The 14,563-nt window shown below is 43.9% G+C and carries 5 protein-coding genes; 2 read left to right on the top strand and 3 right to left on the bottom strand.

The window, feature by feature from the left end:
* The first annotated feature begins 89 nt into the window (after window positions 1-89).
* Both IPL35_01335 and IPL35_01330 read left to right on the top strand, forming a co-directional pair.
* Window positions 90-2,588 carry a hypothetical protein gene (locus tag IPL35_01335; protein ID MBK8442121.1) on the top strand — a complete coding sequence of 833 codons (2,499 nt, stop codon included), beginning with the start codon at window positions 90-92 and terminating at the stop codon, window positions 2,586-2,588.
* A 30-nt stretch (window positions 2,589-2,618) separates the two neighbouring features.
* Window positions 2,619-10,085 carry a gliding motility-associated C-terminal domain-containing protein gene (locus IPL35_01330; GenBank protein ID MBK8442120.1) on the top strand — a complete coding sequence of 2,489 codons (7,467 nt, stop codon included), beginning with the start codon at window positions 2,619-2,621 and terminating at the stop codon, window positions 10,083-10,085.
* A 278-nt stretch (window positions 10,086-10,363) separates the two neighbouring features.
* Here the strand turns inward: IPL35_01330 and IPL35_01325 are convergent, their stop codons facing one another.
* From IPL35_01325 to IPL35_01315, 3 genes are all read right to left on the bottom strand, one after another.
* Window positions 10,364-11,851 (bottom strand): hypothetical protein, encoded by a 1,488-nt coding sequence (locus tag IPL35_01325; GenBank protein MBK8442119.1) that lies wholly within the window; start codon window positions 11,849-11,851, stop codon window positions 10,364-10,366.
* Window positions 11,852-11,916: 65 nt separating this feature from the next.
* Complete coding sequence (gene rfbD, locus IPL35_01320) at window positions 11,917-12,792, bottom strand: dTDP-4-dehydrorhamnose reductase (protein MBK8442118.1); 876 nt, start codon at window positions 12,790-12,792, stop codon at window positions 11,917-11,919.
* A 48-nt stretch (window positions 12,793-12,840) separates the two neighbouring features.
* Window positions 12,841-14,331, bottom strand: a complete 1,491-nt coding sequence (locus tag IPL35_01315) for a GH3 auxin-responsive promoter family protein (protein MBK8442117.1) — start codon at window positions 14,329-14,331, stop codon at window positions 12,841-12,843.
* Between the last annotated feature and the right edge of the window lie 232 nt (window positions 14,332-14,563).

Genomic DNA, 14,563 nt, shown 5'->3' with positions numbered 1-14,563 from the left:
AAAGTAAAAATTAGTACGATAAAATCCTTGAAAATTTATTACTTTCGCTTACATTTTAATGATACCCTAAAACCCTAACCCTGTTATTTATGAGAAAAAATTTATACTTTATTATTTATTGTCTGTTTATTGCGTTTTTGAGTAATATCTATTCTCTTCAAGCTCAAAACGGTTCTTGTGCCGGTGCAGCACCTTTTTGCGGCGATGAAGGTGTCACTTATCCTGCCGGCGTAAACAACGGCAATATGCAGCCTTCGGGCAATAGTTATTCGTGTGGCGGCGGCTCTTGGCAAACGCTTTTTACACAGCCCAATGCCGCCTGGTTTTATTTTGAAATTTCGGAATCGGGACCCATCATTGTTACAATGACCAATACCAACAACGTAGATGTAGATTTTGCTTGCTGGGGTCCGTATAGCAATTTGAATAATGCTCTGAGTAATTGCGGTTCTTTGCCCGGTGCCGCAGATTGCAGCTATAATCCTCAAGCCACAGAAGTGGTGAATGTAACCGGACAAGTAGGCGATATATTTTTGTTGATGATTACGAATTTTTCTAATCAGCCCACACAAATAATCGCCGACCAAACCAATTTGGGCGCAGCAGGAGCAGGGGCAACGAATTGCAATATTTTAAATGAATGTAATTTAATTATCAACAACAGCCCCAATATTGAAATATGTAACAATGCAGGAACGGTGCAATTGACTGCCTCTTATACAGGTGTGCCGCAAGATGTAGCCACTTGGCATTGGACGAGCACTTCTGCTGCCGGTACTGCTGCACTTGGCGGCAATGCCAATCAACAGAACCCTACACTTACTATTTCGCCTACTTTTTCGGGTACTATGGGCTTTACAGTTACATTAGATGATGATGTGTGCGACCCTATGACCGATAATTTAATTGTAACCGTGAACCCTACCCCCAATCCGCAGCCGCAATCGCTTACGGCTTGCTCCAATAATCCGGGCGGCGCAAATGCTAATTTTAACCTTTTGCAACTCAATGCCGCACTGACGGCAGGTGTGCCGGGCGGTACGGTGAACTGGTATCAAGGACCGGGTATGAGTAACCCTATCGGTAATCCCGGATCTTATACTACAAGCGGAGGTACTATTGTGGCGCAAGTGAGCAGTGCCGACGGTTGCTCCAAAACCGTAAATGTAACCTTAACCGTCATTCCGAAACCTACCGCCACTAACCAAACTTTGTCAAGTTGCGAAACAAGTCAGGGTTCGGGCGTGGGTACTTATAACCTGAGTAGCCTTAGCGCAAGCATCGGCAACGGGGCAGTGTCCTTTTTTGCCGGACCCGGCACTACTAATCCCATCAATAATCCGGCTGCTTATGTGGGACCGCCGGGGTCAATAGTGGCTATGGTGGCAAGCAGCGACCCCAATTGTTTTAACACCGCCATCATCACTTTAACTTTAACGGCTGCTTTAGATTGCGATGATGGCGTGTGTGCCAATGGTGTGGAAACGTGGAATGCCGCTACTTGCAGTTGTCAGGACGGACCCGACCCTGCTCCCGAAGAGTGTGCACAGTGTCCGCAAGTGACCAATGCCCTTAATGCTACCCAAGACCTTTGCGAAGGCGATGCACCGAGTTTGGCGAGTTTGACCTCGCAAGTGAGTTATACTGATGCTTTTTCGCAGTTTGGTGGTTTTCAATGGTATCTCAACCCCAACCTCTCTACGGCTTTGCCCGCAGGATATACGGTCAGTACCAACGAGAATTGTAATCCGGGTTTAGTGACTTTATATTTAGGGATTAAATGTAATTTGAACAATACCGTAAGTCAGGCGGGTCAGGTAACACTTTCAATTTATCCCGATTTTGATGCTTCGCTCTTGCAACTCGACGATGGTGAACAATGCGTAGTTCCTACACTTACTTCGCTGTGTGCCAATTATGATATTAGTGCCAGCACCGGCAGCAGCTTGCAACCGGGCGATGCCGTGCCGCCGGGTACCAGCGGAACGGTTACATTTACAATTTCCTACAATGGTCAAAATTGTTTTGCGCCACAAACACAGAGTGCCCCTTTTTCTTGCCCTGATTGCCCTACTATCTCCAATCCTTTTATGGGCAGTGTGAGCATCTGTTCCAACGAAGCACCCGTATTGGCTGATTACGAAACACAAGCCTCCGGTAGTATCATTGACCCCGATGATACTTTTTCCGATTTTCAATGGTATAGCGATGCTGCACTTGCCACTCCTGTTAATTTTAGCGCATACCAATACAACGGCAACTATTGCAACCCCGAAGAAACCACCATTTATTTAGGGATTATCTGCACGCTTACACCCGAAGCGATTCCGGCGGGCGAATTACAAATGACCATTTATCCGAGCAGTATTTCTTCGGGAGCCTGGACCAATTTGCTCAATATTACCAACAACGAATGTGAACCGCCCAATATAGAATTTGATTGTGGAGCGGCAGGTACACAATTAGTGGCTACGCCGGTTCCGGGTACGGTGCCGCCGAGTGTGGGACCCGGCGAAAGCGGCACGGCTCAATGGGTTATAACAATGGCAGGCAGCGATTGTTTGGAAGAAACTTATTCGGTAGATTAGAATTGGCCCGAGGAGCCGACTTGTACGGCTTTGTTGAAAGGGATAGAAGAATTTGTAGAAAATTGTAGCGGTAATGTTATTGACTTGTTGCAATATGAAAGTGGTATTCAAATTTATGATAATTGCGTGGAATTGATAGGAGAGCCTTGTTTTAATGGCTTCGCTTGGTTTGAAAATGAAAGCCTTACGATGCCTGTAGATACTTTTGCCGAAGCCCCTTTTAATCCAACCAATAGTTTTACACACCCCAATCCGGGTTCGTGCAGCCCCGAAAATATTACTTTGTATGTCGGGTTTTATTGTACGCTGGACGGTTTTGTGAGTGGTCCTTATTTTGCGGGTACGCTCACTATCAGCACCTTTCCTTCTTATGATGAGTCTTTGATAACTGTACTCAATGAAGGCGATTGCGATAATTTTCCGCCGAATGTGGTGTCGCAATGTTTGGGCTGGACAATAGAGGCAGACGACAGCAATCCTGATGACATTAAACCCGGAGAGTCGGGCGACTATTTATTTAATGTGGTACAATATAATCTAACCGGAGATGAATGTTTTAACGAGCCTTTTTCAGTGCCTTACGAGTGCCCGCCGATATGCGAAGAATTTGATTTGCTCAACAGCGTTCCAGCAACAGCGTGCAACGGCGACACTATTACACTCAAAACTACCGTGAGCACTATTGAAGATACGGCTATCATCAACAGTGATTATTCTGTGCAGTGGTATAAAAACGGTACTGCCATCGCCGGAGCTACGGCTCTGAAATATGTAGCTACTTTCAATGCTGTAGGTTGTGATCCTGTAACAGATTGGTATTCAGTAACATATACTTGTATTAAGCCCGGAAATTCCACCATTACGCTCAACGCCGACACTGTTACTATTTATCCCGAATACGACCCCGACTTTATTGAAGTGGCTCCTTACTTTTTATGCGAAGCTCCCACTATTGAAGTCAATTGCGACAATTATACAGCTACTTTGGTTGCTTCGCCCGATGCCATAGGTGCAGGCGATTATGTGTGGGAAATTTCTTACAGCGACACCACAGGTCAAAGTTGTTGGAATGAGGTATATGAAGTTTCTACTTTTTATACTTGCACTTGCCCCACTATTCCAAATAATTACAATGATGATATAGCCATTTGTGCCGACGATGTTTTAAATTTAGGAGCTATTTCTAATCTCTTGCCCGACCCCATAGGCGGCGATGATGTCACTTATGGCGGTTATGCTTGGTTTTTAGATGCTGCCTATACACAACCTTTTCCAAATAATTACGGATATAACGGCGACAACTGTACGGCTTTTAAAGATACATTATATGTGGCTTACCAATGTGCGGCTGCCGGAATTGATACGCTTTTGTTGCCCGCCGGTGTGTTGCAAGTTACTATTTATCCGCCTTATGATGCAACATTGATGAGCATTGATACTGCCGAATGTGAAGTACCGCAATTATTGAGCAGTTGCAGCGAATACCTCATCGCTCCCGTTGATGTACCCACAAGTGTAGAACCCGGCGATACGGGCGTAGCCGTATTCCAGATTCAATATGGCGATGCACCGACTTGCTGGACAGAAACTTATCCGGTTGATTATTACTGCCCCTATATTCCGGTATGCCCTTTGATAAATACGCCACTTGACGAAACGCTGGCATTGTGCAGCACTTCGGTTTTTGATTTTTCGGATTATGAAGCAATGATAGACAGCAGCGATATTGACAATACAGGCATTGAATATTTGTGGTTTACCAATGCTGCGCTTACACAGGTAGCAGGCAGCGAAAGCAGTTTTCAACATTCGGGAGCAGATAATTGCGAAGCCGAAAGTATCACTTTATATATCGGTTTGCGCTGTAGCTTGCAAAATGAACTCATTCCGGCAGGATCATTGCAATTGGTGATGTACCCCGATTATGATGTCTCTTTTATCACCCCTTCGGCTGCCGGAGAATGTACGGTGCCGAGTATTACGGTTAATTGCGATAATTATATCATTACGCCCGACCCCGCCAACATCACACAATTTGAACCCGGCACTTCGGGTACTAACAGCTGGACGATTTCATTTGACGGCGGACCGAACGACAATCCTTGTTTTTCAAATGTTTATACGCTGCCGTATCAGTGTCCGCCTTGCCCTGAAGTGAGTGTAAGCTCCGTGCCGCAGGATATTTGTAGTGGCGAAAGCATCACCTTACAAGCAACTGTTACACCTGCCAACGCTATTTTTGGCTTGGATTATGAAGTACAATGGTACGATAACGGCGCGCCTATTGCCGGAGCAAATACTTTATTGGAGGTGATTGATTTGGAAAATGAAAATTGTGACCCCGAAACACATATCTATACTTTGCAGTTTACTTGTCTTTTCCCGATTACCGAAACACAAAGTATTGATGTAGGTACGGTACTTGTAAATCCCGCATACAACGATACTTTTGTTACTTTGAGTAATACCGCCGACTGCGAAGCCCCCACACTTACGAGTGCTTGCGACAATTATACCATCACGCCCAATGCTAATAATGTAAATGTTGTATTACCCAATTCTTCGGGTACTAACAGTTGGACGATTACTTACAACGGTAGTAATTGTTTCAGCGAAAATATCAGCGAGGATTATGAATGTCCGGCTTGCCCAACTGCTACGGCGGCAGCCCCTCCTACAACGGTGTGTAGCGGCGAAACAATTACTTTATCTGCCGTCATTAGCCCCGCCGATGCTGTATTGGGGCAAGATTATGCTTTGCAATGGTTGGATAATGGTGTGCCGAGAGCCGGAGCAACCACCGCTGCTTATGATATAAATACGATGAATAATACTTGTGATACCGAAACACACAACTATACTTTGGCATTTAATTGTTTGTTTCCAGAAAATACAACGACCGATATAACAGCCGGAAGCGTGATAGTAACACCTGCTTATAATGCTGATTTTATCAATACAAATAATGCGGTATGTGCAGTACCCACTTTAACAGGCACTTGCGATAATTATTTTATTGTACCACAAAATGTGCCTGCCGCCGTATTGCCCGATGAAAGCGGAACGGCTGTATGGCAGATTTCTTATAGTGGCAGCGATTGTTGGACAGAAGATGTAAGTATAGATTATGCCTGTGCTTGCCCCACTGTCACCACACCTGCCGCCGGAACGCTCACTTTGTGCAATGGCGAACAACCTGATTTAGCAACATTGGCAGCACAGATACAATTCACAGACCCTGCCAACCTCACCACTTCCGTACAGTGGTATTCCGATGCCACTTTAACGACACCGTTCGCGCCCGCTTTATTGGCAAATACCGCCTGCGACCCCTTGCAAGTGACAATATACGCCGGAATTACATGTTTTTCGGCTACACCCACACCCATAGCGGCTGGACAGGTAGCAATTACTGTTTATCCTTCGTTCAATGCGAGTTTTATTCAAAAAAATGCTGGTGATTGTGCCAATCCGATATTGAGCAGCACCTGTAATCAATATGTTCTTACGCCGGATGTCGGCAACAGTAACAATACCACTATACCCGGCAATAGTGGTTTTTGGAACTGGACCATTACTTATAATGGTTCTGATTGTTTTTCGGTGCAGGATTCTGTACCTTTTGTATGCGGTGCGGTTTGTCCTACGGTGTCGTTGGGCAGTATTCCTATTTCTTTGTGCAATGGCGAAATCCTGTCTCTGTCTGCAGAGGTAGTGCCGTCAGGTGCGGTTTTGGGTACTGATTTTGAAGTACAATGGCTGCAAAACGGACAACCTGTTGCCGGAGCTAATGACTTAACTTATCAAGTGCCGCTTACAGCAAGCGGTTGTAATTTTACTGCTTATACTTTTGAATTATTATTTACTTGCCTCAATCCGGGTGCGCCTGCTCAGACTTTTAATGTAGGCACGGTAAATGTTTTTCCTGATTACGACTCCGCATTTATTAATGAATATAATACCGCCTGTACCGTTCCGCAAATTGAAGCTACTTGCAGCAGTTATTCTATTAATGTAGTCAATGTACCTGCACAGGTATTGGCGGGTGATAATGGAACAGCGACTTGGCAAATTACTTACAACAATAATAATTGCTGGACGGAAACGTACAGTGTTGCTTATGATTGTCCTTTTGTTCCGGGTTGTCCGCTTGTCACTAATCCATTAAATGGAAATATAAATTTGTGTATAGGCGAAAGCCCCGATTTTGCGGCATTGAGCAACCAAATCCAATACAACGACCCCGATAATCTGGCGGGTACTATCAATTTTTATACAGATAATGCTTTGACAAACATAGCAACTGCCGCCGCTTATACTTATTCGGGAGATGGCTGTGCACCTCAAAATGTAACGCTGTATGCGGGTTTACAATGCAATGCTACTACACCCACTGTGCTGGCGGCGGGTTCGGTGTTGCTCACTTTATATCCCAATTACAATGCTGATTTTATTTCGGAAAATGCGCCGCTTTGTGCCGTTCCTCAAATTACAAGTTCTTGCAATAATTACAGCATTACTGCCACTAATGTACCCGCACAGGTATTGGCGGGTGATAATGGAACAGCGACTTGGCAAATTACTTACAACAATAATAATTGCTGGACGGAAACGTACAGTGTTGCTTATGATTGTCCTTTTGTTCCGGGTTGTCCGCTTGTCACTAATCCATTAAATGGAAATATAAATTTGTGTATAGGCGAAAGCCCCGATTTTGCGGCATTGAGCAACCAAATCCAATACAACGACCCCGATAATCTGGCGGGTACTATCAATTTTTATACAGATAATGCTTTGACAAACATAGCAACTGCCGCCGCTTATACTTATTCGGGAGATGGCTGTGCGCCTCAAAATGTAACGCTGTATGCGGGTTTAGAATGTAATGTAGCTACGCCAACGGTACTGGCAGCGGGTTCGGTGTTGCTCACTTTATATCCTGATTACAATGCTGATTTCATTTCGGAAAATGCGCCGCTTTGTGCCGTTCCTCAAATTACAAGTTCTTGCAATAATTACAGCATTACTGCCACTAATGTGCCCGCACAGGTATTGGCAGGCGATAATGGAACGGCGACTTGGCAAATTACTTACAACAACAGCACTTGCTGGACGGAAACTTATAATGTAAATTACAGTTGTGCCGCTATTCCGCTTTGCCCTGTTATTACACAATCATTAAACACATCTGTTGAACTTTGCTACGGTGCTGCTCCCGACTTTGCAACATTGAGCAATCAAATTCAATACAATGATCCTGATAATTTAGCCGGAAATATTATTTTTTACAGCGATGCTGCCTTGAATAATGTTGTCACTATTTCCGATTATTTACATTCCGGCAATAATACTTGTAATACAGAGAATATAACTTTGTATGCAGGTTTGGTATGTGAAAATACACCGCAAAGTATTATTCCGGCGGGTTCTGTTACTTGTTTGCTGTTTCCTGAGTACGATGCTTCGCTTTTGACAGCTCAAAGCGGCAATGATTGTGAAGCCCCTACTTTAAATACAACTTGCCCTAATTACATCATTACGCCTTCGCCGAATAACGATGATGACATTCAAAACGGTGAATCGGGGAATTTTAACTGGACTATTACCTACAATGACGGCGTAAACGGACAGAGTTGTTTTGAAGAAAATTATACCGCTCCCTATACCTGTGGCGAAGTATGTCCGGTGGTGAGCATCAGTGTAGCTGCTCCTGCTACAGCGTGTAGCGGCGAAACCATAACGATGACGGCTGCTATTAGTCCGGCAAATGCAATAGCAGGTATAGATTATAGTTTGCAGTGGTATCAGGGTAATTTTCCTATTCCTTTGGCGAATGGTTTGCAATATGCGGCTATTGTCACCAATACCGATTGCGAAACATCGGCATTACAGTTTTCTTTACAATATACTTGTTTGAATCCGGGTGCTCCGCCGCAAACATTAGATGCAGGTACTACAATTATATATCCTGATTACAACCAAAATGTTTTGCAGGAAGTACAAGTTGCTTGTCAAGTGCCGCAATTAAACAGCACTTGCAACAATTATATTATTACGCCCGTTGATGTACCCAGCAGCGTAAACGCCGGAGATAGCGGTACGGCTGTTTGGCAGGTGACTTATGAAAGTTCGGGTTGTTGGTCAGAGAATTACAGCTACGATTATAATATACCCCTCACTTGTGCCACTTGCCCTTCTGTTACTACACCTATCAGCGAAGACGTGTCGCTGTGTAGTGGTACAGCCCCCGATTTGCTTGCCGCCGCCGCTAATCTTGTTTTTGATGACCCCGATAATACGGCGGGAGCAGTGCAGTGGTTTAGCAATGCCGCTTTGACTACACCTGTCACTGCTGCTGACTGGCAACATTCGGGCGGCGATAATTGCGAGGTAGAAACTGTGACACTTTTTGCTGCTTTACCTTGCAGTGTGCCGCCTGCTTCCTTGTTGTCCGCCGGAACAATCACACTTACTTTGTATCCCGATTTTGATGCGGCTCTGCTCACAGAAACAGAAGGCGACTGCGAAGCCTCTTCACTCATCAGCACTTGCGCTAATTATATCCTCACGGCGGCATCTTCCAACATTAGCGGAACAGTACAAGCCGGCGAAAGCGGTATCAACACTTGGACGGTTACTTTTAGCGGCAACAATTGTTTCAGTGAAGAGATAGACGTATTTTACAGTTGCGGCGAGGTGTGTCCTCAGTTAGCCGATATTGATTTACAAAATATTACTTTGTGTTCGGGCGAGGCGATCATTTTAAACGACCTCGTGTCGGTGCTGCCTGCTACGGCGCAATTAGGCACAGATTATAGCCTGCAATGGTATATCAACGGAGTAGAAGTAAGCGGAGCTACTGCTGCTGATTTTAGCTATACACAAACCACCAATACTAATTGTGAGCCGGAAATACTCAATGTTTCTTTGAAATTTACCTGTTTGGTACCGGCGGGCAATGCTCCGCAAACAATATCAGTGGCGCAGGTGTCTGTTTATCCTGCGTTTAACAACGAATTGCTCATCAGTGGAGACGGACAATGCCAACTGCCGCAGTTGTCGTCATCGTGTGCGCAATATCAAATATCTATCGTAGGTACGCCGCCTCAAGTAGCGGCAGGCGATACAGGAGTGGTGCAATACAACATTACCTACGCTGCCAATGCTTGTTTTAATGAAATATTGAGTCTCAATTATTTGTGTCCCGAAATTCCTCCGACTAAGGAAATTTATATCCCTACCGCTTTCAGCCCGAACAACGACAATGTAAATGATATATTCCGTGCTTTGAGCAATTACCCCCTCAGCGAGTTTAATATGATGATATACAATCGTTGGGGTAATTTAGTATTCAGCAGCAACGACATTAGTATCGGCTGGAACGGCTACACAGCAACCGATGAAAACGATATGGAGGTTTTCGTTTATTATTGCAATGTTACTTTTGATGATGGCGAAAAGAAAACCTATAAAGGCAATGTGACTTTGGTACGTTAGCCTTATATTACAGATACACACACATTAATTGTATCCCTTTTGACAATACGTTTTTATTCGATAAAAATGTAGAAAATGCCAAGGGGATACAATTTTTTTTGATATTTAAAGAAAAGATTTTTAAACATATCCCTTATATATACCGATTAATACTAAATCAATATCTCTAAATGACACAGTGTATAAAGTTTTCTATTCTGTAATGATGTGGCTGATATTGTTACGAATATCAGCCACTTTGAATGGGAATGGAGCCTGTAAAAAGACTACGCCAAATTTTAGGGCAGCAGCAGTGAATCAGGATTTTCGTATAAAGTAAGCTTTACAGAGCCTTTTTCAAAATGTTGTACCGCCTTCCATGAATTAAAAAGTATTTCTAATTCTTCATCGCTAAATTCATTGATAACATTGGAGTATAAAATATAACGAAAATGTTGTAGGTTTTTTTCTTTAAAATCGGCATAACGCAGAGTATCCGTTTGTAAATGTGTGGCTTTTTTTGTATTCATCAATGGAAATTGTGTGCCGATGCCTTGCGGTGATATTTTTTTTTGGCGTATAATATAATCATACATTTTTTCTTCTGCGTCAAAAAAAGGTATATACGCCAAATGCCCGTCCCACGCTTTGGATATAGTAGGTGGATATATCCAAAAATGACCACTTAACGGCAATACAACAATGAAAATCAAGAAGAAAGTGCGCAATACCGTATGGCGGATTTGTGGTAAAAAATGTAACATCAGCAGTGCCCACAACAAAAAAAACGGTATAAAATAACGCGGAATAATGGGATTACTGCGGGTGATATTGATAAGTGCAAATAAGAACATAGGAGCGAAAAAAATCCACATCAGAAAGCAAGCGGCAGAGCTGATGTGTAAGCGGCGGCGCAGGAAACGATACAAAAAATACAACCCCAATATCCAGAACGCTATGCGCCCGTAATCCAAAAAACGCCACACTAAAACTACCGACTGCCGCAATATGGTAGCCGCTCCGTTCCATGTATAGTGCCCTCCCCAGGAAGTGGAGGCACTGTTGAATAAAAACCACCCGCGCTGCTGCCAATGATAGGCATTGTACGCAATGGTAGCCGCAGCAGCAGGCAAATAGGGTAATAAAACGCCGAATAAACGCCGCCATTGAAAAGTACGCGACTGGTACAAAAAAATCAACTGGCTCACAAAGAGGAACACACACAAAATTACTCCCCTGAAATTAATCAGTGCCATCAGTAGGCAGGCGACATACAAAGGCGCGTTTTTTTGCCTCAAAATAGCATTTAACCCCCAAAAATAAGCCGCACACAAAGGGATTTCGGTATTAACCATTGCACTTTGAGCCAAAAGTGTAGGTTCGGTGAGTAAAATCAGCAGACCAAAAAATTGTAAATTTTGAGGTAAAAAATATGCCGAAAACCGCAACCACTGTACCGCCAACAACAACAGAAAGGGCAGCACGGCGATATGGCTCACAGCTAAGGTTTTGCCGAAAATTTTCCACCACGCCGCCATGTAATAACCCCAAAACGGCGGGTGTCCGCAGTCTAAATCGGGCGGCAGCAGCAAATACCCGAAACCTTGCTCGTGATACCATTGTCCAAACTTTGAACTCAACAATACATTATCCCAAAAAAAAGGAATATTTAAACACAAAAGCGTCAGCAACACATAAAAAGCAAAGGCTATCGCCAATAGTTTTTTTTGTGTAATATTCCACGATACAGGTATCGGTGAAAATTTGCAACGGACACCGGAAGACACTATATGTAAAGAATTGATTTATTTGAAATGGTATAAAATTTTTATTATCAATTATTTATAAAAAGTTAATTATTTGTTGTCTTCAATATCTCCAAGCAGCGTATCAGTGCATCTTTCCAGTGTGTGGGGTGTATGCCAAAATCTTTGCGCAAGGAATCTAACGACAGCAAACTGAACAAAGGGCGCGTGGCGGCGGTCGGAAACTCGCTGCTTTTGATGGGATTTACCGGACAAGGAATACCGCTTTGGCGCATAATCTCATCGGCGAAATCGTACCACGAAGCCACGCCGGCATTGCTGAAATGCACAATATTTCCCTGCTCGTATAATGCTTTTTTTTCCAACAACTGCAAAAGTGCCACCGCTAAATCGGCAGCATAAGTGGGCGCACTGATTTGGTCGCTTACGATATGGAGGGCGGGGCGTTCTTTGCCCAAGCGGAGCATGCTTTTTACAAAATTATTGCCAAACACCGAATACACCCACGAAGTGCGCACCACCAATGTACACGGATTGTTTTCCAATACAGCCAGTTCGCCGGTTCGCTTGCTGCTGCCATATACGTTCAAAGGGTTGCACACCGAAAAAGGCTCGTTGGCACTGCCGTGTGTGCCGTCAAATACATAATCGGTGGATACATACAACAAAGGAGCAGCCCGCCGCGCACAAGCCCGCGCAATAGCGGCAGATGCTTCGCCGTTGATTCGGTACGCCAATTCGCTTTCGCTTTCTGCTTTATCTACTTGTGTGTAGGCGGCACAATGAATCAGCGCATCAAAAGGAGTGTGATGAAAAAAAGATTCAACGGCTGCCGTATCAGAAAGGTCTATATCGCGGCGTGCCACAAAATGAAAGCGATATTGCGGATATTTTGCAGCGATATTCTGCAACTCCTGACCCAACTGACCATTGGCTCCGGTAACAAGAACAATAGAAGGCATGAGCGTATTTTTTTGCCTTCAAAGGTAAAATTTTTTTTGAAACACAAACTACAAACGCTCCAATGCCGAAGCAATATTGCGGTCGTTGGAAAGATGCGGTACTTTATTTTGTCCGCCCAATTTGCCGATACTTTTCATATAATCCTGAAAAAATCCCTTGCGCACCGCTTTTATTTTTAAAGGTTGTAAAATGCGTCCTTCAATCAAATCGCGGTAATAAATGTTGCGGCGCATCAGGGCGGCATCTAAGTCGGCGGCAAAAGCGGCGGTTTGTGCGGGCGGCGTATCAAATTCTATCCACCACTCGTGATGGGGCAGTTCGCTGTTGCTGCTTTGCACCTGCGGAGCTACCGTAAATTCGGTTATGCGTACTTGATGCTGTGCGGCGGTGCTTGCCAAAGCACTTTCCACTTCTTCGGCAATGACGTGCTCGCCAAAAGCCGAAATAAAATGTTTGGTGCGTCCGGTGACAACAATACGATAAGGATTTTTTGAAACAAATTTTACGGTATCGCCGATATTATACGCCCACAAACCCGCATTGCTACTCAAAATCAGTGCATAATTAACACCTATTTCTACTTCGCCCAAGTGCAGACGCGTAGGATTTTCGTTAAAAATTTCGTCGGCGGGTACAAATTCAAAGAAAATTCCGGAGTAAATATTCAACAACAAACTCTCCTCTTGTTGGCTATCCTGATATGCAATAAAACCCTCCGAAGCCGGATAAGTTTCTATGTAGCTCACTTTGCCGCCTATGCTTTCCTGCATTTTGGCGCGATAAGGCTGAAAATTTACGCCGCCGTGCACAATAACCGACAAGTTCGGAAAAATATCTTTGATACGTTTGCCGTTGCTTACTTCGTGGAGGCGGTCAAAATACATTTGTACCCAAGGCGGAATACCACTGATAAGGCGCATATCCTGATGCAAAGTTTCCTGCACAATGGCATCTAATTTGAGTTCCCAGTCTTCAATGCAGTTGGTAGGATAGGAGGGGAGCTGATTGCGGCGCAAATAAGCGGGAATATGATGATTGACAATGCCCGAAAGCCTTCCGGTAGGAATATCGGCTACAGCGTGCAAAACGGGTGAGCCGGACAGAAAAATCATTTTTCCGTTGATAAAATCGCTGCCTACGCGATGCACCTGAGCCAAAAGCGCATTGCGTGCGCCGTTGATATGATTGCTGATGGAATCGCGGCTGATGGGGATATATTTAGTACCCGAAGTAGTACCCGAAGTTTTGGCAAAATATAAAGGGCGGTCTTCCCATAAAATATCTGCCTCGCCGTTCAACATCATCTCTATATAAGGCTTCAGAGCTTCGTAATCACGAATGGGTACTTGACGTTTGAAATCCTTGTAGGTGCGGATATGGCGAAAATTGTGGTCTTTGCCGAATTGAGTATCGCGTGCGCTGTCGGTGATGTCTTCAAGTACTTCGTGTTGCAAAGCTACGGCTTGTCGGTGGTAGTTTTCCAAGCGGCGTGTAGTGAAAGCGGCAAAAGGTTGTGCCAAAAAAGATTTTATGCCCATAGAAAAAGCGGTACAAAAATATATCAATGGTGTAAAAATAAAAAAACGCAATAATCCCTTAAAAAGTTGCCAATTTTTGCAAATTGCTTTGCGGTATAGCCTTAAAAAATGTTTTTTATACAATAAATGAGGCATAACAATTTGGGGCTATTTTAAAAAAACGTTAAAATTCAGTATCAAATGCACTATAATATGATAAGGCACTATCTTTGTATAAGATTTGAGTAAATGA

It is taken from the genome of Sphingobacteriales bacterium, from assembly GCA_016711285.1.
Classification (GTDB): domain Bacteria; phylum Bacteroidota; class Bacteroidia; order Chitinophagales; family UBA2359; genus JADJTG01.
Note: the sequence above shows the minus strand (reverse complement) of the source record. Positions and strands in the feature narration are given on the sequence as shown.

Coding starts and splice junctions, on each gene's coding strand:
- rfbD (MBK8442118.1), bottom strand. CDS start 12,792: ATGCCTTCTATTGTTCTTGTTACCGGAGCCAATGGTCAGTTGGGTCAG.
- IPL35_01335 (MBK8442121.1), top strand. CDS start 90: ATGAGAAAAAATTTATACTTTATTATTTATTGTCTGTTTATTGCGTTT.
- IPL35_01315 (MBK8442117.1), bottom strand. CDS start 14,331: ATGGGCATAAAATCTTTTTTGGCACAACCTTTTGCCGCTTTCACTACA.